The following is a 25,655-nucleotide window of genomic DNA, read 5'->3' on the forward strand; positions in this document are numbered from 1 at the left end:
ATTCAATAGGAATTTTTTGTATTTAACCCTGATTAAATGAAAACTATTCTTGTGTGGTGCCACATTCAGGACAGAACTTTGCAGTTGCTGAAAGACTGGTTCCGCATTCTGAGCAAAACTTTCCGTCTGACTTTACTTCCTTGTATGCATTTCCATATGGTGCAGATGCTCTAACTGCACCTGATGGTTCGTATTTGTCATCATCAATTAAGACTGGCTCAAAGTCTTGTTCTGTCAAAAAGGTCATCATTCTTGGGATTCCTTTTCCCTCATTTTTTGGATCTGGAACAGAATCTCCTAACCAAAATGCAAATCTCATTAGAGTAAGCTCTGGTGTAGAAAATGCTAGTGTGTGCTTTGACATGTATTCCTGTGCGGCTTTTTTACCGTCAAAAACTTCCATGACAATGGTATTTTTTTATTTATGTATAATAGTTTCTGGGAAAGATGGACCGGGGGGGAATCGAACCCCCGACATCCTCGTTGCGAACGAGGCATTATACCCCTAAACCACCGGCCCTTGAATTACCTGATTGGTTGTGTTTTTATTCATTTTCTCAACGCATAATAGACTGCAAACTATGTAATTTCGTGATGACGTATGATACTGTGATTACTGATTCCCATGTTGTTCTACCACAAGGAATGGTTGAGAAAAATATTCTAATTGATGAAGGACAAATTGTAGGGTTTTCTAGCGATGTTCCATCTTGTGATCACAAAATTAATGGTCGTGGATTAGTTTCAATTCCAGGTCCTATAGATACTCATGTTCACTATGGAGTTTATTCTCCAATTAATGAAGCAGCAAAAACAGAATCACATGCAGCAGCAATTGGAGGAATCACAACAATGATGAGGATGCTTCGATTAAAAGATCCATTTACGAAATCATTACAAGAACAATTAGAATCTTCAGCTCAAAATCATTATGTTGATTATACAATTCATGCATCTATTTTTACACCAGAACAAATTAGTGAAATGAATTACTGTATAGAAAATTCAATTACATCATTCAAAATTTACATGAATCTTGGAGGTGAAGTTGGACATGTATATATGGACATGCCCCCGAACTCTCCTGCTCTTGTTGAAGCAAATGTTAATGTAACTAATGACATAGTAGAGCAAACAGTAAAGAACGCAGCTTTACTTGGATGTCCAGTACTTGTACATGCAGAAGACTATGAATCCTGTGGATGTGGAATCAAAACTGCAAAGGAGAAAAATCAAGATGGTTTGTCTGCCTGGTCTGAAAGTCGTTCTCCTGAATTTGAAGCTAAAGCAATAAAGACAGTATGTAAGTTTGGACGTGATTATGATTGCGTAATTTACTTTGTACATGTTGGATCAGAGCGTGCCTTAAAACAGATTGAAGAAGAAAAAATTCTTGGAACAAAAATTTTTGTAGAAACCTGTCCTCATTATCTTACACTATCTTATGAGAAGCAGGAGGGATATCTTGCCAAAGTCATGCCTCCAATTCGAACAGAAAGAGACAGGCAGGCAGTCTGGAATGCATTGTCAAATAATCTAATAGATACTATAGGCACAGATCATGTGGCCAATCAGCTTAAACTCAAGTTAGGAGGTGAAAATGTTTGGGGTGCACTAGCCGGCTTTCCAGGAATTGGAACCGTTTTACCAATTCTACTCAATGATGGAGTAAATCAAAATAAAATAACACTAGAACAATTTGTAAATTTTACTAGTTGCAACGCATCTCAAATATTTGGAATGTATCCGCAAAAAGGAACACTAGAAAAAAACTCTGATGCTGATATTACAATGATTGATTTGAAAAAAGAAAAAACTGTTACATCAGAATTGTTTGGTGGATTCTCCGATTATATTGTTTATGAAGGAAGAAATCTCAAAGGCTGGCCCGTTAAAACAATTGTTAGGGGAGAAATAGTGGCTGAAGACTTTGAAGTGATTGGTAAACTTGGTCATGGAAAACTAGTTGAGAGAAATATCAACCTGTTTTCAAAATAAATTAATTATTTTTGAAATTATACGATTCCTTTTTATGAGAAAAAATTCAATTACTTGTATTGCAGATTTTGTTAATTTTACTACTAACAAGTTTAGCATTATTTTCACTTTTCACTATTTTTGAAGATACATTTGCACAAGAAATGTCTATACATCAACAATGGAAAAAATTTTCAGATCTTGATTTACTAAAATGTAATCAAGGACATATTTTACTGCAAAAAAATGATGGAACTCCTGCATGTGTGTTGCCTTATACCTATGAAAAACTAATTGATCGTGGGTATACAAAATTTGATTTATCTCTAATGAGTAAACGTCCAGACATGATGAATCAATTAATGGATCATATGATATCAAATGAAAGCTTGATGCACCATTGGCATAATATGCTACAAAAAAACCCATCACTAATGATGCAAACTATGAATGATTTTACAATTCATATGAAAGAAAATCCAGAACTACTCAAAAATATGCTAGGACCCATGACTAGTGTGCCTGAATTACGGGAAAAAATGATTCAAACAATGAAACATCATTCACAGATGGAATCTTCGCTAAAACAAAATTCCATGTGGATGAATTCTGTTCATCAGCCCATGATGAGCTCAGGAATGGGTAATCAAGGCGATTCTGTCATGAATTGTCAGATGTGCCAAAACATGGACAAAACTAGTTGTTCTTGGTGTCCAGAATATCAAATGCATTCAATGTCTAAAATAACTGTATTTTCACACTCAGAGAGAATGATGGATATGATGCATGAGATTTGGATTAATTCAGATATGACCAGTGAAATTCATAGAGAGATGTTAAAGAATCCATCCCATATGGCTTTAATGTCCCAAGATATGATGGAGCCATTACTTAATGCAGTGATGGATGATGATCAATTACGTCAGCAAATGATTGCTCTAATGCTTGAACATGAGAATTTTATGAATACAATACGACATGAAAATCCATCTGATCAACATTAAAAATATTTGTTATACGAATTTTATTGCTGCATATCCAACAACTGATGAATTATTTCCAGATACATCTCCACTAGTTGAATAACTGAGAAGTTCTCCCCTTGTAGCTCCTAATTTTTTACATGCTATCATTGTAGATGCAATTGCACCATATCCACATGCAGTAATTTTCTTTTCTTTGAGTACTTTATAGAATTCTTTAACATCTAATTTCAAAATTGGCTCAATCAACGCTTTGTCCTGACTATGTGCAAAAGAATTTTTTTCATAGTGTGTAAAGTCTGATGAACCAATAATTATGGCATTTCTATTTTTTGCAATCTCTGAGACTGCATCTCCAACTATTTCTGCAGTATTCATATCTTGTGCTCTCAGTATTATTGGAAGAATTTTAAATTCAGTAGTTAAAAATGATTGAAGCATTGGAATTTGTACTTCTAGACTATGATCTTGTGAATGCGAATACGAATCAATCTCAATTAATTTTGACTGTTCTGATACTTGTTTTGTCAATTCAGTATCTACTGGAACCAAACCCAAAGGGGTTGACCATTTGACATCTGCAGAAATTGCAGCATCTCTTCCAATTCCATAATGATTTGGTCCAATTACTATTGCAAGTTCTGGATTTAGTGGTGATATTGCCTTAAACGAGTGACATGCAGTTGGACCAGAGTAAACATATCCTGCATGAGGAACAATCACTCCAAAAATTTTCTCTTCTTTTACTTTTGTAGTGCTAGGACCGAACTTGCTTTCAATGCATGATTTTATCATTTTTTCAAGATCATCTTTCTCTTCAGGATAAAATTGACCTGCTACTACTGGTTCTCTTATCATAATCACACAAAAACCGTCATTTTATAAAAAATTGTTATGTGATTTTCATATGAAATTTTAACAAACTATTCTTTAAAGATAATTCCCTGAAATCTTGAAATTTTTGTAGACTTGTCTTTCCAAGCATCTTTTGGAAGTCCTGCCTTTTGACATGTGTATTCTAGGAATTCTCTAGTATTCCAACCATATTCAGTTGGAACTTGTGGCAATAGCAAACCTGAGGCATATTGGTTCTCTACAATTAATCCATCTTTTCCTATCTTAATTATTGATAGATACTGCTCTGGATCATCTACTTTAATCTCTACTGGAGGAGTCAATACTGTCACCTCAAAGACAAGCTCATCCAACTCATCAATCTCTACCGGCGAAAATCTAGTATCTCTTGTTGCTGCAGAAATTGCAGCATCAACTAATCCTTCTGATAATTTCTTGATAGGAAGTGGATAACCGATACATCCTCTAAGTGAACCTTTTTTGTTAATAGTTACAAATACTCCTGAACTAAAATCAAATTTAGAATTAAACTCTGAATCATTAATCTTTGAATTTGTTCTAAGAAATTCTGTAACTGCTTTTCTTGCCATTCTGACTAGTTCTACTCCATCAGAATTTGAAATCTGGGTTTTTGTCATACGTGTTAAATATGTTAAAACGCAATAAAAAACATTGACAGCTATTCTTGGCAAAGAAGCAGAATTGTATGAGAAATTACCAAATGATAAGGTAAAGTGTACTGCATGTGCAAGATACTGCGAAATTGGAAGAAACCAAATTGGTTTGTGTGGCATTCGTGGAAACGAAGGTGGTAAATTACAATTGTATGCCTATGGAAAAGTAATCTCAGGCCATGTTGATCCAATAGAGAAAAAACCACTAATTCATTATTGGCCAGGCAGTAAAATCTATTCTATTGCAACAACTGGATGCAATTGGCTTTGCAGATATTGTCAAAACTCTGACATTAGTCAGAGACGTAAAGTTGAAGGAATAGATATGACTCCTGAAGATGTAGCAAACACTGCTGTAAAATATGGAGCGCATGGAATTGCTTACACATACAATGAACCATCAATCTTCATTGAATTTGCAAGAGACTGTGGATTGGCTGCAAGAAAAAAAGGATTGTTTAATGTATTTGTCTCAAATGGATACGATACTCCTGAATCTGTTTCAATGATGAATCAATTCCTAGATGGAATTACTGTAGACTTTAAAGGAAATGCCGAGAAAGAATTTACAAGAAAATACATTGGAGTGCCCGATCCACAACCAATCTTTGATACTCTTTTAGAGATTAGAGACAAGACAAAGATCCATGTAGAGATCACTGATCTTATTGTTCCACAAGTAGGAGATGATTTGGGACATGCAAAAAAACTCTCCAAATTCATTTATGATGAGTTTGGACCAGAGATGCCAATTCATTTTTTGAGATTCCATGCAGATTACAAAATGATGGAGTTTCCTAGCACTCCAGTTGAAACACTAGAGAAGCATTATCAGGTTGCAAAAGATGTAGGTCTAAAGTATGTGTACTTGGGAAATGTTCCAGGACACAAGTGGGAGCACACTTACTGTTCTGGATGCAATGAGATTGTGGTTAATCGCTATGGGTTTAACATTAGAGAATGGCATTTGGATAAAAATAACTGCTGCAGTTTCTGTGGAAACAAAATTCCTATAGAAGGTAAATTACAAAAAGGATACAAACAAGATCGATTTCAAATGGTATCCTAAATCGATCACACATGAAATTCTTAAATCTCAAAATCGCGTATAATACCCCATGGCAACAAGGGATGATCTGAGAAATGATATTCTCAAGGCCACCGAAGAGCAGCAAAAATTAATGGAGCAAAGAAAGCCGTATTTGGGTTCAAAAAACAATGAGGATCAAATGAACGCATTCAGACTAACTACAATGATAATGAAATATGAGGATTTTATCCGTGATACTGAAAGACAGCTAAGAACTATGGCTTGAGGCTAAATTATATCGAATTTACCGCCAGTCTTTGCTTTGTAAATGACATCCGGTTTTCTGAGAAAAATACCAGATTCTAAAACGCCAGCCGTCTGCTTTATTTTATGAGATAGATTCTTGGGATTCTTGATTACTCCAAAATCACAATCCAAGATTATGTTGCCATTTTCTGTAAAGAATGGGTATCCTCTATCAAGTGATCTTATCTGTGGTTTTCCACCAAGTTTTTGAAGTGATTGTATGACTGAACTTCTAGCTAGTGGATGTATTTCTACTGGAACTGTTCTTGTGAAATTTTTTACAAATTTTGTCTTGTCTGCCATCACAACAACTTTTTTTGCAAGACTAAACAAAATGTTCTCTCTAAGCAATGCACCTCCACCACCTTTGATTACATATTTTTGTGAATCAATTTGATCTGCACCATCAAATACTACATCAATGTGATTTACTTGATCAGCTTCAATCAGTGGTATTCCAACTTTTTCAGCAATCAATTTTATTTGCATTGATGTTGGAACTCCAACTATTTTGTAATCTTTAAGTTTGATTAGTTTTCCAAGTGATTCTACAAGAGCAGTAGCTGCTCTGCCACTTCCTAAACCTACAATATAATTATTCTTAACACACTTGAGTGCATCACTTGATAATGCCGAAATGGCATCATCATAAGACAATTACTCTACCTCTGCTTGGTCTAGCTTTGATAGAACTCTCATGATGTCTCCTTTGATCTTATCTAAATCATCAGAGTCTTCGTCAAAGTCATCATCTGCAGATGTTGGCTTTGGTTGTTGTTTTGGTTCTGGAAGTGCCTTGTGTTCTGTAATCTTTGCAACTTCTTTGTTAATGTCAGGTTTTGTATCAAGTGTTTGTTTTGATTCTACTGTTTTTGGACTAACTGACTGAATGATTTCAATTTTGTCTTCCACTTTTGGTTTAGGCTGAATTATTTCTTTGACAATTTCTTCTTTAGGTTCGATTAGTTGTGTTTGCACAACTTTAGGCTTTGGAATCTCTTGTTTTGTTTCTTTTTCAAATAATGGGAATTTGGGTTCTATTCTTGAAGAACTAGTTAGTGTTGTAAATTCAAATGATCTTCTGTGTCTTGTTGGTGGAATAATGATTGATTCAGCAGATTCTTTTGGTTTATCAAAAGAAAATGTCTGCTTGATTGATTGTGAGATTGGTTTTGATTCTTTCTTTGGAATCTCTTTCTCTTGTGTCTTTGGTGTTGGAACTTCTGGTGTTTGAGGTTTAGAGCTTACAATCTTTGATGATAACTCGTAGAGTCTGTCATCTAATTTTGATAGTTTTTGATCCATCAAAGTGATCAAGCCATCTCCAACTGGTCCCAAGTCTGGATGTTTACTTGCTTGCTCTAGTTTTTCTAATCTAGCCAAGATAACTCCAAGTTGATGTTGATATTTCAGTAATAATTTGTCTTTTTGAATTTTAGAAAACTCAGATTCTGATTGGTATAGTCTTGTAATTGTTTTAGTAAGGATATCTTTTTCAATTTTTAGTGCACTTATCTGACTTTTGATATGTGAACTTGCACCAAGACTAAGTAATTGATTTTTGTCTCGTGGCATTTTACGTACGGCAGCGGCCGTAGCAACGCCGGCTAATGAACTAAGAATAAGGGCAATTTCTTGCATCTATGTATACCATTTAATCCAGGAATACTTTCTGCGTTTAGCCTCTGGGAATCCACAACTTGCACATTGGTGATGTCGCTTGTGAAGTGAGTTCTTACCACATCTTCTACATCTGATGTGAACTTTCTTCTTTGTAAAACCACCCATAGAAGTTGTGCCTTTAGTCATCTCAAATCACCTAATGCTGTGCTGGTGGAGGGGATATCATAACCACATTGTCTCCTCTAACTACAATGGATCCAAGGCTTTTAGAATCGCCTTCAGTAGGAATCTCCTCTGAAGAATCGAGTAGCAGGTTCATGTGTTGGTCAAACCCTAAGAGATTACCTCTGATGGTCTTTCCACCTTTGAGTTTTATCAATACAACTTGATTGATACTCTCATCCAATACTTTTACTGCCATATCAACGGACATCTATTTCACTTATTGGCTTTGATATTGAGGGATTATATTAAAATTTCATTGGTGTAACTATGAGCTATGCCCAGTAAGGCAAGTTTGACACTTTTTTGCAAGATTTTCAATGATTTCAGCTAAAAATCGATTACCTTGACTCTTTGTTGCATCTCTTGGATCACCCCAAACTCCGTTTTTAGTTACTTTTGGAAATGATTTACTAGCTAGTTTTCCTAGTTTTGCAACTTCTTGTTTTGACATAGAATCAGTGATTAGTCCTTTTTGAGCAAATTTCATTTTGACATTCTTTGATATTGCAAGCATTAGAGACGTTTCTACAAATCCTGCATGATCAAAATCTCTTTTCATAAAATGCCAATAAGATAATGGAAAAACTTTGAGTTTGTTTTTTGATAATTTTCCAAGTTTTACATCAATATCCTTTATTGCATTTTGATTTCCATGATGTCCATTAATTATGAAAACAGTTTTGATATTATTTTTCAACAATGATTCACACAAATCAATTAGAATTTTTTGCAGAGTTGATTTTGATATACTCAATTGAAAATATGGGGCATGCTCATATGAGACTCCGTACGAAATAGTTGGCAAAAGTAGGTAGCCATTCTTTTCTGCTAGTCTTTTTGAGACTTCAGTCACGATATCTGTATCAGTTGAAATTGGTAGATGTGCTCCGTGCTGCTCAATTGAGCCGACAGGAATGATTGCAATTTGTTTTTTCTTGACAATTGATTCTCTTATAATGGGATCAAATTGGTCTTGGATTTTTGTCATTTGATTCACTTGGATTTTATGTGAACCTTTCTCCAACGAACTTCTAGCTTGTTATCAAGATGCATCTTCATTGCTTTGACTAGTGTGTCTGCTTCAAGCTTCTGTCCCTTTGTTTTTATTTTCTCTAGTGTATCATTTGGATCTACTTTAAAGGAGTCCTGAAAAATAATTGGTCCTTGGTCTAAGTTTTCAGTTACATAGTGAGATGTTACTCCCACAATTTTTGTTCCTCTCTCATATGCTTGTGCATATGCCAAAGCCCCTGGAAATGCCGGAAGCAATGAGGGATGAATGTTAATTATTCTATTTGGATATCTCCAAACAAAGTTAGGACTAAGTATTCTCATGTATCTAGCTAGTGCGATCAAATCAATATCATACTTTTTGCAGATCTGAATTATTTTCTCTTCTGCTTTTTGCTGGTCCTTATCATCAACTAAAACAAATGGGATCTTTGCTTTCTTTGCCAATAACTCTAGCGTCTTTTCAGTTCCAACAATTACTGATATTCTTCCTTTCAGTGATTTTGAGTTTGCAAGTATTGTTTGAAGACAAAGTGGCTCTTTTGTAACAAACACTGCAATATTTTTCTGCGAATTTGTCTCATGATGTGTACTTACATCCATCTTTTCTTTTTTAGCTAAGCTTTGAATCTCTGAATCAAATTTCTTTATATCGAATGATTTTGTAAATGATACTTCTAGATACATTCCAAAAAGTCCTTTAATGACATTTTGATTTACTTTCTCAATATTTCCACCCTTTGAGAATGCAAAGTTAGTAAATGCAGCTACGATTCCCTCTCTGTCTTTACCTACTACTGTAATTCCAACAACTGTTTTTTTCATGACTTTGTTTGCTGAAGATTTTCTCATTATTAATCATTCACAGAAAAATCAAAATGGTGCGGGAGGTGGGATTTGAACCCACGAACTCCTAAGAGATAGGGTCCTAAGCCCTACGCCTTTGACCAGGCTGGGCGACTCCCGCAACGACCTTGCCATTAAACACAAATTTATCTATTATTGCATAATGATGTGGCGAAATATTTTGGAACAAATGGAATTCGTGGTGTATTTGATGAAGACTTTACATTAGAATTCATTCATGATATGACATTAGCTATTGGAACATATTTTCAAAAAGGACCGATATTGATTGGATATGATGGACGAGATTCAAGTCCAATAATTTGCAAAGTAATAACATCAGCTCTTAATTCAATTGGAATTGATTGCAATGTTGCTGGACTAGTTCCAACACCATGTTTAGAATTTGCAGTAAAGACACTTGGATATTCAGGTGGAATTATGATTACAGCATCTCACAATCCTCCACAATACAATGGAATCAAACCTGTTGCAAAAGATGGGGTAGAGATTTCACGTGAAGATGAATTGGTAATTGAGGATATTTACTTTAAAAAAAGTTGGTTAACACATCCTACAAAGTGGGGAATTACAGGAAAAGAAGATCAAGCAATTGAGACATATCTTAAAGGGATTTCATCTCAAGTTGATTCTACATTGATAGAATCAAAGCATTTCAAAGTTGTTTTAGATTTAGGTAATGGTGCACAAGCTGTTACTGCTCCAGAGTTTTGTAACATGTTACAATGTGAAACATTTCTAATTAACGAAGAGATTGATGGTAATTTTCCAGGACGTGGATCAGAGCCAACACCAGAAAATTTATCAAAATTATCAAAAGCAGTTAAAAAAAATAATGCTAACTTGGGAATTGCATTTGATGGTGATGGTGATAGAAGTATCTTCTGTGATGAAAAAGGTGAGATACTTACTGGAGACAAGTCTGCTCTTGTATTAGCACAGCACATCTTAAGACAAAATCCAAACTCTACAGTAGTTACTTGTTTGAATTCAGGTTCCAACATTGAAATGCTGGCAGAAAAATTTTCATCTAAAGTTATTCGCACCAAGGTAGGAAGTGTTGAGGTATCAAGGAAGATGGTTCCAACTGATGCGCTAATTGGATATGAAGAAAATGGTGGTTTCATGTATGGAAAACACAACCAAGTACGAGATGGGTGCATGACCTTGGCATTGATGCTTGAAGTCTTAACAACTGGGCGAAGTCTTTCAGCAGAGGTTGCCAGCTTGCCGCCGTCTTTTACAACAAAAGATAAGGTCGAATGTCCTGCAGATAAGGTTGTTCAACTTATTGCCGCACTAAAAGAAGAGTTTCCAGACTCTGATACAACTGATGGCATCAAAGTTTCTATAGATACAAAAAACTGGGTAATGATTAGACCCAGTGGAACCGAACCCATTGTTAGAGTATATGCTGAATCTGAAAGTCAGGAAAAACTAGATGAATCAATGTCCGAATATCTCAAAAAGGTAAAGACAATCATTTCCCGATAACACTTTTAAAACCAAACTAAACGATTGAGAGAATGGAGAATGAACCCTAAGGGTGACGAAGTATGGGAAAAGCATATTATGTTAAATTTGAGACGCCAGAAGACCTCATAAATCCAATCTTAGAGGCTGTTAGAGTTGCATCTACCAGTGGCAAAGTTAAGAAAGGAACTAACGAAGCAACCAAAGCCATTGAACGTGGTACTAGTAAACTAATTGTAATTGCTGAAGATGTTGAACCACCTGAGGTAGTTGCACACCTTCCAATACTCTGTGAAGAGCAAGGAGCCGCATTTGCATTTGTTCCAAGTAAACAAGAATTAGGAAAATCATTAGGAATTGATATTACTTCTGCCGCTGCAGCAATTTTGGATGCTGGTGATGCACAACACATTGTAGATCAAGTTGTATCAGCAATTGCTAAAATTAAAGGTGGAAAGACTGATCAATGAGTTCTACTACTGAAGAAGTAATTCAATCTGAAATTATTCAAATTGTTGGCAGAACTGGTATTGCTGGTGAAGTAATTCAAGTTAGAGTTAAAGTTCTTACTGGAAAAGATAAAGGAAGAATTCTTACAAGAAATGTAAAAGGTTCTATTAGATTGGGAGAAATTCTAATGCTGAGAGAAACTGAGCGAGAAGCAAAGAAGATCAAATAGGTGAAATAGATGAGTCTTTTAGTTAAACCCTGTAATTTCTGTGACAGACCTGTTGCAAAAGGATCTGGTACAATGCTAGCTAAAAATGACGGAACTGTTCTCTGGTTCTGTTCTGCTAAATGCAAAAAAAACATGCTCGAACTGAAACGTGATCCAAGAAAACTAAAGTGGACCAAAAAGTACGTGAAGGGCGGAATTAGAAAGAAGTAGAATTGACTGAAAAAACTTTATTCATTGTAAAGCCTGATGCAGTAGCTAGAAACCTAGTTGGTGAAGTAATTACTAGATTTGAGAAGAAAGGATTCAAAATACTGAAACTAAAGATGTTTACATTTACACAATCACAAGCAGAAAAATTCTATGATGTGCACAAAGACAAACCATTCTTTGGTGAGCTTACATCATTTATTACATCAGGACCTGTAGTTGCTGCAATTATTGAAGGAAATAATGCAATTGCAACAACAAGAATTATGATTGGTTCGACAAAATCATTTGAAGCAGACCCAGGTTCTATTAGAGGCGACTTTGGATTAGGATTTAGTGAAAACATTATTCATGCATCAGATTCACAAGAAAGTTTTGATCACGAATCGAGGGTAGCATTTGAGTGATCTGATTTGCATATTCGTCAGCCCATAGTGGCAGTTCTTGGTCACGTAGACTCTGGAAAAACTTCACTATTAGATAAAATTCGTGGAACAGGAGTTCAAGGCAGAGAGGCAGGAGGAATTACGCAGCACATTGGTGCCAGTTTTCTTCCAACTGAAACAATCAAAGAGACATGTGGGATTTTATACAAGAAACTTGAGCAATCAGAAAATAAAGTTCCCGGAATTTTAGTCATCGATACTCCAGGACACGAAGTTTTTACAAATCTTCGTTCAAGAGGCGGATCAGCTGCTGACATTGCAATTCTTGTAGTTGATGTTAACCGTGGATTCCAACCCCAAACAAATGAGAGTTTGAAAATTCTACAGAGCAGAAAAGTGCCATTTGTTGTTGCACTAAACAAATGTGATCAGATTTCTGGATGGAGAAAATCAGATACAAAATTCATCTCACAGGCAATAAAGGAGCAAGACGCATCTATTCAAGCAGATCTTGATCAAAAGATCTATGATGTTGTAGGAACTCTGTCTATTCTTGGATATCAATCAGAGGCATTTTATCGTGTTAAGGACTTTAAATCTGAAATTGCAATTGTTCCAATATCAGCAAGATCTGGAGTTGGAATTCCTGAGCTTCTCAGTGTTTTAGTTGGGCTAACACAGCAATATCTCAAAAAGAGACTAGATCAAGATGAGAAAGAGCCACGTGGAATTGTATTGGAAGTAAATGATGAGGTTGGATTAGGACCTACTGCAAATATCATCTTAATTGATGGGATAATAAAAAAAGAAAATAGCATAGTTGTTGCAAAAAGAGATTCTGTTCTAGTTGTTAAACCAAAGGCCATATTATTGCCAAAACCACTTGATGAGATGCGTGATCCACGAGACAAGTTCAAACCAGTTCAACAAGTAGAAGCAGCAGCTGGACTCAAAATTGCATCAGCTGAGCTTGATGGCGTGCTTCCAGGTAGTACTCTTTATGTTGCATCAAATGATGAGGAGATTGCAAAATTTACTAAACTCATCGAAGCTGAAATGAAATCTGTTTTTGTAGATACTGAGACTGATGGAATTATTCTAAAATGTGATACCATAGGCTCACTTGAGGCAATAGTTGAGATGCTAAGACGCTCCCAAGTGCCAGTAGCAAAGGCAGACATTGGGCCCGTTAATCGTCGTGATGTTATGGAGGCAAAAGCAATAAAAGAAAACAACAGACATCTTGGAATAATTTTATCATTTAATGTCAAGGTACTTCCTGATGCAAGAGAAGAATCAGAGACTAGTCATATCAAAATTTTTGAGGACAAAGTAATCTACAGTTTAATTGATAACTATAATGCTTGGGTTGAAGAAGATACTGCAAACGAAGAGGATGCAATATTTTCAGAACTAACACCAATCTCAAAGTTTACTTTTCTAAAAGGTATGGTTTTCAGAAATAACAATCCTGCAGTCTTTGGAATAAGAATAGATGTTGGAACATTAAGACACAAAATTCCATTTATGAATGCCGAAGGACGAAAGGTTGGCTATATTCACCAACTGCAACTAGACAAGAAAACTGTAACATCAGCAAAAGCTGGAGATGAGGTTGCATGCTCTGTTAAAGATGTAACAATAGGAAGACAAATCTTTGAAGAAGAAGTATACTATACTTTTCCGCCATCACATGAAGCAAAACAAATTTTGAAAAAATTCATGCACAAGCTAAACCCTGAAGAACAAGAAGTGTTTAATGAAATAGTTAGAATTCAAAGAGAAAAAGAACCAGTTTATGGTTATTAGATTAAAAAAAGAAAAAAAGAATGATGTTATCTTTTATGCTGTTGGTTCTGTAACTGGTGGTTCTGGTTCAGCAACTACATTTCTTGCTAAACAATCCTCAACTGTGAAACCATCAGAGATTTTTTCATCAAAGTTTTCTCCATCAGTATGTTTTCCAACATGTGCTTTCTCAGCATTTCCACTGATATTGATAACTTTCCATTCTGCTGGAATTACTTCCTCAGTTTCTGGAATGCCATCACCATCTAGATCAACTAGAATTATTTCTTCTTCTGAGAAGTGACAAACATCAATTTTGTCCGCTTTTGCAGCCATTGCTGGTGCAAGAGCACTCATTCCCAAAATAACTGCAAACATTGCGATTGCAGCGATTGATAATGTTGTTTTCATTGAATATCTATTCTGGGTTTTAATCATAATCTTAATGCTGTATACTTTGAACATTTTTTAGAAAATCAAATGATAAAAAATGAAAAAAAATGAATTTAAATGAACAAAGTGATGTTATTGGAAATCGTATTCTAATTTTACATTGCTTAGTGACTCTTTCATCTCAGATGAACCAGTTGATGCTCTTTTGTTAATTCTTGCAAGAACTCTGTTTGCAATGTCTTCTCCGTACTGAGAACGCAAATGTTTCATCATACTAGTACGAACCCTGCCAAATCTTTGCTTGTCTGAAATAATTGCATCCTCACAGGCAAGATCAGCTTCTGCTTCATTATCCAAATTTTTTATGTTTCCTGACCTTTTCAACTATTCTTTTAGAAAAAATTTGAAGAAATACACTTAGTTGTTCAAATTGAACTACAAAAAAATGTCTCATTTAGAATATTTTTTACAGATCATATGGATTCCAGGTGCTCCTACTGCTCCCATCATCTTATCTACCACTTGTCCTGCCTTGAACATGATAAATGTTGGAATAGATTGTACTGCAAATCTCATTGAGATATTTTGATTGTTATCAACATTTACTCTGGCAAATTTTATTTTAGGATATTTTTTTGATAGACTCTCAAATACTGGATGCATAATTTTGCATGGACCGCACCATTCTGCCCAAAAATCAACTAGTGTTGGATTCTCAGAAGATATCACACTATCAAAATTAGACTCATTCAAATCAATAATTCCAGGCTCAATTCTAGGCTGATTTTGCTGCTTGAGCATCTCTTCGAGTTTTCTCTGCTTTATCTTTTCAATCTCAGGATCATCAGACAATAATTAATGAAAATTTTACTCCTCTAAAAAATCTATACAGAATTAATCATCTTTGGATCTTATTGGAACTGCCTCAAATCTTCTAGATTTACAAATTGGGCACTGATCAATGTAGTGAGTAAAACTCACAGAAGTGTATGCAATACCACACTCTCCGCAAATTCTAAGATTTCTGCTCAGTTTTCCCATGTATGATATGTACAGCTATTATGATTAAAACCTAACTTTTGATTACCAGAATTGCCACCAAGGCTTTACAACTGGTTTTTTGATTATAGTACATACACCATCAATTAGTTTTGTTCCAGGACCGCAAATTCCATATTTTTTTTCTTTTGGTTTTGGTTCATCAATAATTGGTTCTTCTAGTCCAACTGCTTGGTAAATTGACTCATACTCTGGATATGTCTTATCAAACCAATCCTTGTAGACCTTCTCGTTATTGTATCTGTCCACATAACTCTGCGGATCTTTTGTTTTATCAACAAATGGTGCAGGAATCTCTAATGGTTCTTCTAGTCCAACTGCTTGGTAAATTGACTCATACTCTGGATATGTCTTATCAAACCAATCCTTGTAGACCTTCTCGTTATTGTATCTGTCCACATAACTCTGCGGATCTTTTGTTTCATCTACAAATGGTGCAAGTCCTAAAATTGTTGGTTCATCTTCTGGTTCTGGTTCAGATTCTGGTTCAGATGAATCTATTACATCATTAACTGTAATTATGATCTCTTTTTTGTCAGTATTCCCATCTTTTTTTGCAATAATATCAAAGACGAATGTTTTTCCACCATCAGATGCTGTTGGTGTCCATATGAACATTCCTGTATTTGATATTATTTTAGAGCCCTCTGGATTCCTCTCTAATGAAAAAATTACATCCTTTACAGAAGTATCCACTAATTTTACTGAAAATGATACTAGTTTACCTTCATCAATTGTCAGTTTTCCTATAGGACTAATCTGAACATTGTTTGCTTTTGGTGTTGCTGAAAATTCATTTGATGCATCACTTGTTCCTGCTGCATTGATCGCAAAAACTTTGTAGGTATACTTTGAGTTTGTTGTAAGATTTTTGTGTAAATATGTTCTAGATGTACTCTCTGAATCTGCAACTAGTGTTGTAAAGTCACCCTCATCTTTTTTTACCTGAATCTTATAACCTGTAATCTCAGAGTTCCCATCATCTGCTGGTGGACTCCATGCCAAATTGATCTGTGTTGCAGATACAACTGTTGCAGTTAGTTTTATTGGAGGTGTTGATTTTGTAATTTCTACTTCAGTTGATGTGACTGGTTCTTCAGTTGTATCAACAGAGTCATCCCGTGGAGTAGCTGATGCTGATTCTGATTCCTGAGTTGAACCATATCCAATAAATGCACTCACTGCAAAAGAGTATGTTTTGTCTGTTTGAAGATTTGAGACCACAAATGTTGTAACATCATCATCTACATTTCCTATTGTATCATATACGCCTGAGATTACCTCACGTTTTATCTCATAACCACTAATCTCTTGTCCAAATGTCTCTGATGGTGGCAACCAACTAAGTTTGATCTGAGTAGGTGAAATTGCAGTTGCAGTTAGCGCTGCAGGAGTTGTTGTATGTTTTGGTTTCTCTGAAACAATTGATGATGATGCACTTATTCCCTCCGAATTAATTGCATAAACACGATAAGAGTAAGTATTCTCTGAATTGAGACTCTTGTGGATAAATGATGTTGATTTGCTTCCAGTATTTTGAGTAATTACAATATAGTTTCCAGTTCCAGTTTTGTATTCTATTTTATACCCTGTAATCTCTGGAACTCCTTGAGCAAGCTCTGGTTTGTCCCATGTTAAGATAATCGAGGTGGCAGATACTGGTGATGCGTCAAGATTAACAGGTGGAGTCGGCGCAAGTGATGGTGGCTCCACATCTACATTAAATGCCTGAACTCTGTCATTGTCTGAATCTGCAACAAATAACAGACCATTTACTGCATCAAATGCAATTCCCATTGGAGAATCAAACTCTCCATCATTAGAGCCAACACTTCCAAACTCATCAACAAAGCAGATACCATCTACTATCTCTTGAGTTGTTCCAGGACAAGTTGTTCCACTAATAATATTGAAAATCTGAATTCTGTTATTGTCAGTATCTGAAACATAAAGCAAGTCATTTGTTTCATCAAATGCTAGTCCTGTTGGATCATCAAATTCTCCTTCATCAGAACCAGTTGTCCCAAATTCCTTTACATAACAAATTCCATCTACTGATTCTACTGTTCCTGATGGGCATGTAGTACCAGTAACTAACTTAAAGACTACAATTCTGTCATTACCTGAATCAACTACATACAGCATATCATTATCATTATCAATTATCAATCCAGTTGGATTTTGAAAATCATCATTTCCATCAAAAGAGTCAAAACTAGTTACAAAGTTCTCAGATGAATCAAATACCGATATTGAATCCCTTTCAATATCTGATACAAAGATCTTTCTTGTACCCTCTTGAATCACAACACTATTTGCAATGCCTAAATATTCATCATCACCACTATCTGATGATCCGAACTTTGATTGGAATTCTCCATCATCATCAAAGACTTGAATTCTCTCATTGCCTGAGTCAACTACATAGAATTTACCAAGTGCATCAATTGCAATGCTGATTGGATTGTTAAATTGTCCATCCCCGTCATCATTTGCACCATCTGCATTACTGTTACAATTTTGAACTGCTGCCATATCACAAAATGAACCATATTGAAAATCATAATCGCCATCATCATCAAAGACATTGATTCTGTTGTTGTTATTATCAACGACATAGATGTTCTTGGAATTGATATCTAAAATCACATCCGTTGGATTATCAAATTCCGTGTTACCATTTCCTGTATCTCCAAATTTAAATGAGAATTCTGGTTCAGCATTTGCTATTTGAGTAAATGCTATACAAATCACAAATGATAAACTAACTATAATTTTTTTATCCAATATTGATTATTCCTGCCTATTTTTAATAACTGAAATAATAAATTTCACTACTCATTTGCTTAATTGCACTTAACTTGATCTAAATTCTGATGAATTTTCTGGTTTTTATGATTAGTATTGCAGGTAATCCTACATACATTCCAATGTTGAGCAGTATTACTCCAATTCCTAATGATACAATTTCAAATTCTGAATCGGCAAGTGACATTATTGATAGTGATGATAGCATTGGTGTGATTCCAATCTTTACCATTTCCTTGAATGCTGGATTTTCTCGCTCCAAATCTGCAATGTATGGTGAGAATGAATAATACAATTGGTTAAAGCCGCTCATAAATGAAGATCCAGATTCTGTACTCATTAATTGATTGTCTCTGATTTCTCTGAGGAATTGCACTTGTGGTGCCATCTCAGAGCCATATGTTGCAGTTGCAATTAGACAACCTCCGCCCTTTGAATTATCAACTATCATGCAAATTCCATTAACTAACTCTGTTCCTTCTCCACATTCTCCAAACTCTTCTTCTTCCACTTTGGGTTCTTCAGTTGTTGGCTCGTCTAGTCCAACTGCTTCATAAATTGTCATATCTGGATATGTCTTATCAAACCAATTCTTGTATGTGATTTCGTTATTGTATCTATCAATGTAGTATTGTGGATCCAAGTTTGGATCAACAAATGGTGCTAATACTTTTGGTTCTTCTAGTCCAACTGCTTGGTAAATTGACTCATACTCTGGATATGTCTTATCAAACCAATCCTTGTAGACCTTCTCGTTATTGTATCTGTCCACATAACTCTGCGGATCTTTTGTTTTATCAACAAATGGTGCAGGAATCTCTAATGGTTCTTCTAGTCCAACTGCTTGGTAAATTGACTCATACTCTGGATATGTCTTATCAAACCAATCCTTGTAGACCTTCTCGTTATTGTATCTGTCCACATAACTCTGCGGATCTTTTGTTTCATCTACAAATGGTGCAGGAATTTTCAACTCTTCAGATTTTGGTTCTGGCTCTGGTTCATCTTTTGGTTCTGGCTCTGGTTGAGGTTGTGGTATAGTTTTTTCCGTAACTGTTACTTTGATTGACTCTCTGTCACTTTGTGCACCTTTTGTAGCTACTATATCAAATAGATATGATGCTGGACCTTGTGATGTAGTGGGAGTCCAAACAAATTTTCCTGTCTCTGCGTTTATTGTTGCACCTGTTGGTGGATTCTTCTCCAAACTAAACACTACTCCTTCTACTGATTCAGATAACGTTACAGTAAAAGTCAAAGTCTTCCCCTCTTCAATTGTTTTATCATCAATTGATTTTAGTTGTAATACTACACTAGAAAATTCAAAAACTTGATCTCCATCATATTGTAATTGAATCGTGGTTCCATTTTCAATTTTTTCTACAAATGCGGTTGCATTGTAGATTCCTTCAAGTGAAAAAATATTGTCTACTGATTGTGGAATTGTTTCAAACTCCCCATCAGGATCTGAAAAACCACCAAGTAATTTTGATTTACCATTAGGATCTTTTACTATTACATTTACAAGTACACTTCCTTCATTTTCTGTTCCAACAAATGAGATTTTTTCTGCATTGGTGTAGAAGCTTTTCCCCATTGAAATACTAGTTACTTCCGCAAAGGCTGGAATCATCATTATCATAAATAATGAAAAAACTGCAAATAATCCTAAATTTCTTAGCACAATACTGTTTTGCTGAGTTGATTTTTAAAAAACGCGTATAACTTCTTCTTGCATATGGCGAATTATTATTCACTAATATCACAAATCAAGCAAAAATCTCATGTAAATCCCCTCCTCTTCTTTGATTTCCATGTCATAAAACGTAGGGGCCTTTATCTCTACCTTGAAGTTGTGTTTTTTAAAATCAAGTGATTCTCCAAATGCCTTTGCCTTTATTTGGTAGCCATCTAATTTTATAATTTCAAACTCTAGTCTTTTGATGGCAAATCCCTCTGTAATTAGAACAAAAACAATCTCTTCAACCCAGCTATAAAGAAGATAACGCAAGTCTTTGCCTTGAGCTGAGAATTCCATGTTGTCTTTTTCTTCAACAGTATCCTGATCTAATGTCAAATTAATCACTGCATCAGCAGTTACTGTAAATGCTTCTTTGAGATCCTTTGCGGTAACTTCAATAATTGCATCAGTTGCATGATCTAAAAACTTGTAGCTCAATTGTAGAGTAGAAGAATTTTCTAACTATTAATTTAGGTGGTAGCTGCTTTCTTGTCCATCTGAATTATTCCAAAGATATTACCTTCTGTGTCAGTGCATTGTGCAAACCAACCAATTCCTGGTATTGGCATCTTTTGAGTAATTAACTGTCCTCCATTGTCTACAATCTTTTTTGTGAATTCATCAACTGATGGAACTGTAATTGTATTTGTAATCCCCATTTGACCTGGCATTCTTTTTGCTAATCCTCCGTTAATTCCTGGTTCTTCCTTCCCAGTATCTGCCATATAGTACTCCATTGGTCCATCCCATTTGTCAAACTTCCAATCAAAAACATCTTTGTAGAATTTTTGTGCTCTTTGTAGATCATCTGCAGGAATGTCAAACCATGAAACTCTTGGCATGATAAACTATAATTTTTAAATTATTTAAAACTAAGTTTCTCAATAAATTTTAACATCATTTTACATGTCTCCAAAACTAGTACTAATTTACTATAATTGTGATAACAATGAAATAGCTACATGACTATCATACATCATGGTATCAGTTATAGTAATTCCAATAATTATTGTTGCAATAGTTGGACTAAGTGCATATTTGGTTTATCGATTTATTCTCTTTGATATGTTATGTAAAAGGTCAGTTGATAACACTCTAAAGAAATACAACATTGCAAAAACCCCGTCTCAAATTATCAAAGAATATTATGAAAACAAAGGAGAAAAGATTTCACACAAGGAAATTCAGTTAATTGAGAAAAATTACAGGCAAAACGAACCAGAACAATTTCTTGCAATGTATGATGCAATTAGGGATTCTGAGAAAGTATAATACTATTTTACTGGAATCTGAATAAATGGAGTTCCGCCTTCTCCAACAACTAGTGGTAGTTTACCATCCCATGCTTGTGTTTTAAGCCAATCCAAGTAATTTGGATTCTCAGCTAGGGCTTTGTTAATAATTGCAATTGCCTCTGCTTCACCTTTGGCTTCAGCAATGTTTGCATTTGCTTTACCAATAGCTTGAGCTTCAATCTGTCTTGCCTCTACTTCGATTCTTTTCAAATCATTTTCTGCTCTTAGGGCATATTGTTCTGCCTCTACTTTGGATTCGATGGCTTGTGCAAATAATGGTGAGAATTCAAAATCTGTAATTGAGATTACTTCTGTCACAACTTCAAATTGATTCAATCTTTCTGTAATTGCAGCTTCAATGTCATCTTTGACTAGTGGTCTTTTTGTAATTAATTCCTCAGCATTGTATTTTGCAGTTACCTGCTTTACTGTCTCTTCAATTGCTGGTTGAATTACTCTATTTTCATAATCAAGTCCTAAATTCTTGTATAATCTATGTACAGCTTCTCTGTCTGGGTGATAGTTTACTGTAACTGTAGTCTCTACAGTCTGAAGATCTCTTGATGCACTTCTTGCTTCACTAGCATATTTTAGTGTACGAACCTCTATGTTTACTACTTCATCTTGAAATGGTATAACAAAATGCAATCCTTCCTCTAATGGTGGCTTTGTAAGATCAACTGCATCCCAATGTAGTAATACTCCTCTGTGTCCTGCATCAACAATTTTTACTGATGCTGAAGCCACAACTCCAATTAAAATTAGAATAATAATACCAATTACAACTCCCTTTGCTGCACTCATATTCACATTAACTTTGGGACTTTGATACTTTGACAATTACATAATATGGCTATTTTCTACTATTATACCATTGTAATGAAGAATTCCTTTAGGCATCATAATTTGTAACACTCAACAAATTTATCATATCTATTTGCAGTATATTCATGGAACCCAACTATTCTTGGATTTATCTAGTGATATTTTTGGCAATTCCACTAGCTAGAATTATTCCTAGAGTAATTCAAAAAATGAGGGGAAAAGAAATTCCCACCCCTAGAAAAATTCAAGATAATCCATTTCGTCCAAGTTTTACAAATCCTCAAACTCAGAATCAACCAACTCAAAGTGAACCTAAAAAACCACAAACAAAGGATATGCTTGTCCTTGGAGAACTGAATCGTGGTGCTCACTCTTTTGATAAAATTCAAAAAAATACTGGATTTACAAATCAAGAATTAGAAGGAATTTTAGAAAAATTAGAAAATGATGGATTGCTCAAAGTGGTTCACAAACAAGGAATTCTTGGTCCAAAAGTTGAGCTATACCCTACTGACAAAGGATTCAAAGAATACTATACATGACAATCACAACTGCAGCTACTTGGGATACATCGATGTGTGATACAATCTCTGCAACCCTTACTTCTTCCACTCTTTACTCTTAATCGTTCCTTGTCCACTCACTAACATGACTATTCTCACTCTTAATCTTTATTGAATAACAAAATAGATATTATTGATTATTTTATACTGTATAACAATTTCATGAAATCTTCTGATCTGTTTGTCAAATGCCTTGAAAGTGAAGGTGTTGAGTATATCTTTGGTCTTCCCGGAGAAGAAAACTCTGACTTTTGTTTATCGCTGTTAAATTCTAAAATTAAATTTATTCTAGTTAGACATGAGCAATCTGCTGCATTCATGGCAGATGTTTATGGAAGAATAACTCCAAAAGTTGGAGTCTGCCTTGCAACACTTGGACCCGGAGCTACAAACCTTACAACAGGAATTGCAAATGCAAACATGGATAGATCACGTGTCCTTGCAATCACTGGACAAACTGATTCTCATCTTTTACACAAAGAGTCCCATCAAAACATGGATGCAATTACTTTATTCAAACCAATTACAAAATGGAATTGGTCAATTAGAAATAGTGATAACATTCCAGAAATTGTTAGACGTGCATTCAAAATTTCTCTTGAAGAAAAAAGTGGTGCAACCCACATTGAACTTCCTCAAGACATTGCAAAAAAAGAATCTACTATTCTTCCAATTAGGCAATCATTATCTATTCGCTCAAAACCTCATGCATCACTTGTAAATTTGGCTGCAAAACTTATCCTTGATTCAAAAAAGCCTTTGATTTTGGTAGGTAATGGTTGTATTCGTGAAGATGCCAGTTCTCGTATTCGACAATTTGCAGAAAAGACTGGAATTTGCTCCATGAACACATTCATGGCAAAGGGCGTGATCTCTGATAAATCAGAAAGACATCTTCAAACCATTGGAATCAAACAGGCAGATCATGCATTGATTGCAATGAAGGATGCTGACTTGGTAATTGCAATTGGATATGATCTAGTAGAATATAGTCCAAAAAACTGGAACAGTGATTTAAGTAAAAAGATTATTCACATTGATTTTACTCCGGCTGAGATTGACACTTACTATCCTCCTGATGTGGAAATTGACGCAGATGTAGAGTATACAATTGATGCAATACTAGAAGAACTTGAAAAAGAAAAGAAGGAAAACCCATCAATTGATTATCCTAAAAAAGAGTTTCCTGAATTATTTAAAAAAATCAAACAACAGGTAGTAGATAGAATAGAGCGCCACAAAAATCATACGTCTTATCCAATAGAGCCAGAAAAACTAGTAACTGATGTCAGAACTGCTCTTGATGATAATGACATAGTGTTATCTGATGTTGGTGCACACAAGATGTGGATTGCAAAAACCTACAATACCTATGTTCCAAATACTTGTCTTATACCTAATGGATTTTGTTCAATGGGGTTCTCAGTTCCTGGAGCAATAGCATCTCAATTAATTCATCCTCAGAGAAAGGTTGTTGCCATGTGTGGGGATGGTGCATTTTTGATGAGTGTTCATGAGATAGAGACAGCTGTTAGACTGAAACTTCCAATTATTGTTGTAGTTTGGGTTGATGGTGGATATGGTTTGATATCTCTAAAAGAAATGGATGAATATGGTAGAGATGCATACACTAGATTTAACAACCCAGATTTTGTAAAACTTGCAGAAAGTTTTGGCGCAATTGGATACCACATTAAATCTTCAGAGGAATTTCCAAAAATCCTCGAGGAGGCTAAAAAATCAAAAGACAAGCCTGTAATTATTGCAGTAGATGTTGATTATTCTAGAAATAAACTTCTACTTCATGATGACTTTGAAAGTTAGATTATATGCAAATAGTCGAAGCTTGCAATTTTACTGATTTTTCAGAAATTGTAGAGTATGTGTTTGATAGTACGATATAGTAATCACCTGGCTTGAGTAAGATGTCAAATTCTCCTGATTCTACCTTGTCACTATTATATATTGAGAAAATTCCTTGACTATTTTGGAATTTCAGATAATTATGCTCATCAAAAACATACAAGAAAATGTTATTTCCTAGTGGGGAACTTGCAGAAAATGCAACATGAAGATTTGCATTACAATCAACTGATATTGGAATACTCTGATATTTTCCTGGACTAACCATGTATGTAGAATCTATTATTGGTTCTCCAAGAAATGATGATTCCTCATCATCTGTTCCAAAGATTTGAGCAACAATGGAATCAATTACATTTCCAATGGTTTTCCCAAGTGAATCAACTGCTGATGATGTTTCTACTTGATTTTTTTGAATTTCTGCAGCTAACTTGTTTCTAATCTCAGTGTACACTGATACTTCCTTTGATGATTCAAATGGAATTGGAACATCAATCCAAAGTATATTAAAAATTGCAACTCCTCGTATCTTTAATTCCATTATTCCTTGAGATTCAACAATAGATTTTATTGCAGGTTCTAGTCCACTCTTTTGTAAATTCTGAAATGAGACAATCTCAATTGTCTGACCTGGATAAATTATTGTGTTGATCTTGCTTTCTCCAGTTCCAATATGAATATCATTAATTATGACATCATATGTCAAATTTGGAATGTGTACTGGCAAAAATCCGTTGTTTGTGAGGCTAAAAATTAGATTTAGGTTAATTGCTTCAATCAAACCAAATGCTGCATCAAGCCAATTTCCGGTAAGCGCATCAAGACCCACACTACTCAGAATATCCCAAGATAGTGTCTTCCAATCAATGCTGAGCAGTTTTACGTCATTGAGTTCAACAAAAAGATTGATGTAAGAATAAGCAAATAGCCCCCCAAATACTATGAATATAGAAATTATGATTATAGTTATTGCAATTTTTTTGCTCATGATTCTAAAATTACTACATAGAATTTAGACCTTATC

General features: G+C 35.0%; 32 protein-coding genes and 2 tRNA genes. 13 read left to right on the forward strand and 21 right to left on the reverse strand.

Features of this window, described 5'->3' with window-relative positions; all coding sequences use genetic code 11:
- Window positions 1–43: 43 nt before the first annotated feature.
- Together K5790_RS07040 and K5790_RS07045 are read right to left on the reverse strand one after the other, a co-directional pair.
- The gene (locus K5790_RS07040; RefSeq protein ID WP_297593672.1) at window positions 44–403 is read right to left on the reverse strand and encodes a zinc ribbon domain-containing protein; all 360 of its coding nucleotides are present in this window, start codon (window positions 401–403) and stop codon (window positions 44–46) included.
- Between the two features lie 45 nt (window positions 404–448).
- Window positions 449–520 (reverse strand) — tRNA-Ala (locus tag K5790_RS07045).
- Window positions 521–594: 74 nt separating this feature from the next.
- Between K5790_RS07045 and K5790_RS07050 the strand changes: the two genes are divergently transcribed.
- A complete protein-coding gene (locus tag K5790_RS07050) occupies window positions 595–1,998 on the forward strand; it encodes a dihydroorotase family protein (protein WP_297593674.1) in 1,404 nt (467 codons plus the stop codon).
- Window positions 1,999–2,057: 59 nt separating this feature from the next.
- A complete protein-coding gene (locus K5790_RS07055; RefSeq protein ID WP_297593676.1) occupies window positions 2,058–2,981 on the forward strand; it encodes a hypothetical protein in 924 nt (307 codons plus the stop codon).
- A 9-nt stretch (window positions 2,982–2,990) separates the two neighbouring features.
- On the opposite strand, the gene K5790_RS07060 is transcribed toward K5790_RS07055, so the two are convergent.
- Window positions 2,991–3,818: an MEMO1 family protein gene (locus K5790_RS07060; protein WP_297593678.1), complete on the reverse strand. Its 828-nt coding sequence runs from the start codon at window positions 3,816–3,818 to the stop codon at window positions 2,991–2,993.
- A gap of 65 nt (window positions 3,819–3,883) precedes the next feature.
- On the reverse strand, window positions 3,884–4,453 hold the full coding sequence (locus tag K5790_RS07065) for a TIGR00296 family protein (RefSeq protein WP_297593680.1): 570 nt from the start codon (window positions 4,451–4,453) through the stop codon (window positions 3,884–3,886).
- A gap of 34 nt (window positions 4,454–4,487) precedes the next feature.
- Here K5790_RS07065 and amrS point away from each other — a divergent pair, with 34 nt between their 5' ends.
- The gene (amrS, locus tag K5790_RS07070) at window positions 4,488–5,558 is read left to right on the forward strand and encodes an AmmeMemoRadiSam system radical SAM enzyme (protein ID WP_297593682.1); all 1,071 of its coding nucleotides are present in this window, start codon (window positions 4,488–4,490) and stop codon (window positions 5,556–5,558) included.
- Between the two features lie 49 nt (window positions 5,559–5,607).
- Window positions 5,608–5,805 (forward strand): hypothetical protein, encoded by a 198-nt coding sequence (locus tag K5790_RS07075; protein WP_297593684.1) that lies wholly within the window; start codon window positions 5,608–5,610, stop codon window positions 5,803–5,805.
- 2 nt (window positions 5,806–5,807) lie between these two features.
- Here K5790_RS07075 and rpiA read toward each other — a convergent pair whose 3' ends face one another.
- The 7 genes from rpiA to K5790_RS07110 form a co-directional block, all read right to left on the reverse strand.
- Window positions 5,808–6,482 carry a ribose-5-phosphate isomerase RpiA gene (gene rpiA / locus K5790_RS07080; protein ID WP_297593686.1) on the reverse strand — a complete coding sequence of 225 codons (675 nt, stop codon included), beginning with the start codon at window positions 6,480–6,482 and terminating at the stop codon, window positions 5,808–5,810.
- Complete coding sequence (locus K5790_RS07085; RefSeq protein ID WP_297593688.1) at window positions 6,483–7,466, reverse strand: hypothetical protein; 984 nt, start codon at window positions 7,464–7,466, stop codon at window positions 6,483–6,485.
- Complete coding sequence (locus K5790_RS07090; protein WP_008297772.1) at window positions 7,467–7,634, reverse strand: 50S ribosomal protein L37e; 168 nt, start codon at window positions 7,632–7,634, stop codon at window positions 7,467–7,469.
- Between the two features lie 10 nt (window positions 7,635–7,644).
- On the reverse strand, window positions 7,645–7,881 hold the full coding sequence (locus K5790_RS07095) for an LSm family protein (RefSeq protein ID WP_297593690.1): 237 nt from the start codon (window positions 7,879–7,881) through the stop codon (window positions 7,645–7,647).
- A gap of 57 nt (window positions 7,882–7,938) precedes the next feature.
- Entirely contained in the window at window positions 7,939–8,661 is a 723-nt protein-coding gene (locus K5790_RS07100) for a creatininase family protein (protein ID WP_297593692.1), read from the reverse strand.
- 5 nt (window positions 8,662–8,666) lie between these two features.
- Window positions 8,667–9,509 (reverse strand): formyltetrahydrofolate deformylase, encoded by an 843-nt coding sequence (locus tag K5790_RS07105; protein ID WP_367182876.1) that lies wholly within the window; start codon window positions 9,507–9,509, stop codon window positions 8,667–8,669.
- Between the two features lie 54 nt (window positions 9,510–9,563).
- Window positions 9,564–9,651: transfer RNA gene (locus K5790_RS07110), tRNA-Leu, on the reverse strand.
- A gap of 47 nt (window positions 9,652–9,698) precedes the next feature.
- Here K5790_RS07110 and glmM point away from each other — a divergent pair.
- The 6 genes from glmM (at window position 9,699) to infB (ending at window position 14,105) form a co-directional block, all read left to right on the forward strand.
- The gene (gene glmM / locus K5790_RS07115; protein WP_297593694.1) at window positions 9,699–11,045 is read left to right on the forward strand and encodes a phosphoglucosamine mutase; all 1,347 of its coding nucleotides are present in this window, start codon (window positions 9,699–9,701) and stop codon (window positions 11,043–11,045) included.
- Between the two features lie 62 nt (window positions 11,046–11,107).
- Complete coding sequence (gene rpl7ae / locus K5790_RS07120; RefSeq protein WP_297593695.1) at window positions 11,108–11,494, forward strand: 50S ribosomal protein L7Ae; 387 nt, start codon at window positions 11,108–11,110, stop codon at window positions 11,492–11,494.
- A complete protein-coding gene (locus K5790_RS07125; RefSeq protein WP_297593696.1) occupies window positions 11,491–11,703 on the forward strand; it encodes a 30S ribosomal protein S28e in 213 nt (70 codons plus the stop codon). The genes rpl7ae and K5790_RS07125 overlap by 4 nt, the downstream gene beginning before the upstream one ends.
- Window positions 11,704–11,712: 9 nt before the next feature.
- Window positions 11,713–11,913, forward strand: coding sequence for a 50S ribosomal protein L24e (locus tag K5790_RS07130; RefSeq protein ID WP_297593698.1), 201 nt, complete (start codon window positions 11,713–11,715; stop codon window positions 11,911–11,913).
- A 2-nt stretch (window positions 11,914–11,915) separates the two neighbouring features.
- Window positions 11,916–12,317: a nucleoside-diphosphate kinase gene (gene ndk / locus K5790_RS07135; RefSeq protein WP_297593700.1), complete on the forward strand. Its 402-nt coding sequence runs from the start codon at window positions 11,916–11,918 to the stop codon at window positions 12,315–12,317.
- Window positions 12,318–12,323: 6 nt separating this feature from the next.
- A complete protein-coding gene (gene infB / locus K5790_RS07140; protein WP_297593702.1) occupies window positions 12,324–14,105 on the forward strand; it encodes a translation initiation factor IF-2 in 1,782 nt (593 codons plus the stop codon).
- Between the two features lie 33 nt (window positions 14,106–14,138).
- Here the strand turns inward: infB and K5790_RS07145 are convergent, their stop codons facing one another.
- The 8 genes from K5790_RS07145 to K5790_RS07180 all read right to left on the reverse strand — a co-directional run bounded on the left by K5790_RS07145 (window position 14,139) and on the right by K5790_RS07180 (window position 20,927).
- Window positions 14,139–14,495 (reverse strand): hypothetical protein, encoded by a 357-nt coding sequence (locus K5790_RS07145; RefSeq protein WP_297593704.1) that lies wholly within the window; start codon window positions 14,493–14,495, stop codon window positions 14,139–14,141.
- Window positions 14,496–14,609: 114 nt separating this feature from the next.
- The gene (locus tag K5790_RS07150) at window positions 14,610–14,834 is read right to left on the reverse strand and encodes a hypothetical protein (RefSeq protein ID WP_297593706.1); all 225 of its coding nucleotides are present in this window, start codon (window positions 14,832–14,834) and stop codon (window positions 14,610–14,612) included.
- A gap of 93 nt (window positions 14,835–14,927) precedes the next feature.
- Window positions 14,928–15,329 (reverse strand): thioredoxin, encoded by a 402-nt coding sequence (gene trxA / locus K5790_RS07155; protein WP_297593708.1) that lies wholly within the window; start codon window positions 15,327–15,329, stop codon window positions 14,928–14,930.
- A gap of 42 nt (window positions 15,330–15,371) precedes the next feature.
- Window positions 15,372–15,518 (reverse strand): hypothetical protein, encoded by a 147-nt coding sequence (locus K5790_RS07160; RefSeq protein ID WP_297593710.1) that lies wholly within the window; start codon window positions 15,516–15,518, stop codon window positions 15,372–15,374.
- Window positions 15,519–15,560: 42 nt separating this feature from the next.
- Complete coding sequence (locus K5790_RS07165; protein WP_297593712.1) at window positions 15,561–18,323, reverse strand: fibronectin type III domain-containing protein; 2,763 nt, start codon at window positions 18,321–18,323, stop codon at window positions 15,561–15,563.
- A gap of 79 nt (window positions 18,324–18,402) precedes the next feature.
- The gene (locus K5790_RS07170; protein ID WP_297593714.1) at window positions 18,403–19,980 is read right to left on the reverse strand and encodes a CFI-box-CTERM domain-containing protein; all 1,578 of its coding nucleotides are present in this window, start codon (window positions 19,978–19,980) and stop codon (window positions 18,403–18,405) included.
- A gap of 126 nt (window positions 19,981–20,106) precedes the next feature.
- Complete coding sequence (locus K5790_RS07175; RefSeq protein ID WP_297593716.1) at window positions 20,107–20,523, reverse strand: archease; 417 nt, start codon at window positions 20,521–20,523, stop codon at window positions 20,107–20,109.
- Between the two features lie 32 nt (window positions 20,524–20,555).
- On the reverse strand, window positions 20,556–20,927 hold the full coding sequence (locus tag K5790_RS07180; protein WP_297593718.1) for a VOC family protein: 372 nt from the start codon (window positions 20,925–20,927) through the stop codon (window positions 20,556–20,558).
- A 136-nt stretch (window positions 20,928–21,063) separates the two neighbouring features.
- On the opposite strand from K5790_RS07180, the gene K5790_RS07185 reads away from it, so the two are divergent.
- Entirely contained in the window at window positions 21,064–21,357 is a 294-nt protein-coding gene (locus tag K5790_RS07185; RefSeq protein WP_297593720.1) for a hypothetical protein, read from the forward strand.
- A 2-nt stretch (window positions 21,358–21,359) separates the two neighbouring features.
- Here the strand turns inward: K5790_RS07185 and K5790_RS07190 are convergent, their stop codons facing one another.
- Window positions 21,360–22,220, reverse strand: coding sequence for a prohibitin family protein (locus K5790_RS07190; protein ID WP_297593722.1), 861 nt, complete (start codon window positions 22,218–22,220; stop codon window positions 21,360–21,362).
- 110 nt (window positions 22,221–22,330) lie between these two features.
- Between K5790_RS07190 and K5790_RS07195 the strand changes: the two genes are divergently transcribed.
- Together K5790_RS07195 and K5790_RS07200 are read left to right on the forward strand one after the other, a co-directional pair.
- Window positions 22,331–22,747: a hypothetical protein gene (locus tag K5790_RS07195; RefSeq protein WP_297593724.1), complete on the forward strand. Its 417-nt coding sequence runs from the start codon at window positions 22,331–22,333 to the stop codon at window positions 22,745–22,747.
- A gap of 183 nt (window positions 22,748–22,930) precedes the next feature.
- Window positions 22,931–24,592, forward strand: a complete 1,662-nt coding sequence (locus tag K5790_RS07200) for an acetolactate synthase large subunit (protein ID WP_297593726.1) — start codon at window positions 22,931–22,933, stop codon at window positions 24,590–24,592.
- Window position 24,593: 1 nt separating this feature from the next.
- Here K5790_RS07200 and K5790_RS07205 read toward each other — a convergent pair whose 3' ends face one another.
- Window positions 24,594–25,619 carry a hypothetical protein gene (locus tag K5790_RS07205; protein WP_297593728.1) on the reverse strand — a complete coding sequence of 342 codons (1,026 nt, stop codon included), beginning with the start codon at window positions 25,617–25,619 and terminating at the stop codon, window positions 24,594–24,596.
- Between the last annotated feature and the right edge of the window lie 36 nt (window positions 25,620–25,655).

Origin of the sequence: Nitrosopumilus sp., assembly GCF_025698945.1 — an archaeon.
In the GTDB taxonomy this organism is placed as follows: Archaea; Thermoproteota; Nitrososphaeria; order Nitrososphaerales; family Nitrosopumilaceae; genus Nitrosopumilus.

What these genes read in the sequence shown, in the direction of transcription:
- K5790_RS07040 (WP_297593672.1), bottom strand. Translation starts at nt 403, where the DNA reads ATGGAAGTTTTTGACGGTAAAAAAGCCGCACAGGAATACATGTCAAAG.
- K5790_RS07050 (WP_297593674.1), top strand. Translation starts at nt 595, where the DNA reads ATGACGTATGATACTGTGATTACTGATTCCCATGTTGTTCTACCACAA.
- K5790_RS07060 (WP_297593678.1), bottom strand. Translation starts at nt 3,818, where the DNA reads ATGATAAGAGAACCAGTAGTAGCAGGTCAATTTTATCCTGAAGAGAAA.
- K5790_RS07065 (WP_297593680.1), bottom strand. Translation starts at nt 4,453, where the DNA reads ATGACAAAAACCCAGATTTCAAATTCTGATGGAGTAGAACTAGTCAGA.
- K5790_RS07075 (WP_297593684.1), top strand. Translation starts at nt 5,608, where the DNA reads ATGGCAACAAGGGATGATCTGAGAAATGATATTCTCAAGGCCACCGAA.
- K5790_RS07085 (WP_297593688.1), bottom strand. Translation starts at nt 7,466, where the DNA reads ATGCAAGAAATTGCCCTTATTCTTAGTTCATTAGCCGGCGTTGCTACG.
- K5790_RS07090 (WP_008297772.1), bottom strand. Translation starts at nt 7,634, where the DNA reads ATGACTAAAGGCACAACTTCTATGGGTGGTTTTACAAAGAAGAAAGTT.
- K5790_RS07095 (WP_297593690.1), bottom strand. Translation starts at nt 7,881, where the DNA reads ATGTCCGTTGATATGGCAGTAAAAGTATTGGATGAGAGTATCAATCAA.
- K5790_RS07100 (WP_297593692.1), bottom strand. Translation starts at nt 8,661, where the DNA reads ATGACAAAAATCCAAGACCAATTTGATCCCATTATAAGAGAATCAATT.
- K5790_RS07105 (WP_367182876.1), bottom strand. Translation starts at nt 9,509, where the DNA reads ATGAAAAAAACAGTTGTTGGAATTACAGTAGTAGGTAAAGACAGAGAG.
- rpl7ae (WP_297593695.1), top strand. Translation starts at nt 11,108, where the DNA reads ATGGGAAAAGCATATTATGTTAAATTTGAGACGCCAGAAGACCTCATA.
- K5790_RS07125 (WP_297593696.1), top strand. Translation starts at nt 11,491, where the DNA reads ATGAGTTCTACTACTGAAGAAGTAATTCAATCTGAAATTATTCAAATT.
- K5790_RS07130 (WP_297593698.1), top strand. Translation starts at nt 11,713, where the DNA reads ATGAGTCTTTTAGTTAAACCCTGTAATTTCTGTGACAGACCTGTTGCA.
- K5790_RS07145 (WP_297593704.1), bottom strand. Translation starts at nt 14,495, where the DNA reads ATGAAAACAACATTATCAATCGCTGCAATCGCAATGTTTGCAGTTATT.
- K5790_RS07160 (WP_297593710.1), bottom strand. Translation starts at nt 15,518, where the DNA reads ATGGGAAAACTGAGCAGAAATCTTAGAATTTGCGGAGAGTGTGGTATT.
- K5790_RS07170 (WP_297593714.1), bottom strand. Translation starts at nt 19,980, where the DNA reads ATGATGATTCCAGCCTTTGCGGAAGTAACTAGTATTTCAATGGGGAAA.
- K5790_RS07180 (WP_297593718.1), bottom strand. Translation starts at nt 20,927, where the DNA reads ATGCCAAGAGTTTCATGGTTTGACATTCCTGCAGATGATCTACAAAGA.
- K5790_RS07185 (WP_297593720.1), top strand. Translation starts at nt 21,064, where the DNA reads ATGGTATCAGTTATAGTAATTCCAATAATTATTGTTGCAATAGTTGGA.
- K5790_RS07195 (WP_297593724.1), top strand. Translation starts at nt 22,331, where the DNA reads ATGGAACCCAACTATTCTTGGATTTATCTAGTGATATTTTTGGCAATT.
- K5790_RS07200 (WP_297593726.1), top strand. Translation starts at nt 22,931, where the DNA reads ATGAAATCTTCTGATCTGTTTGTCAAATGCCTTGAAAGTGAAGGTGTT.
- K5790_RS07205 (WP_297593728.1), bottom strand. Translation starts at nt 25,619, where the DNA reads ATGAGCAAAAAAATTGCAATAACTATAATCATAATTTCTATATTCATA.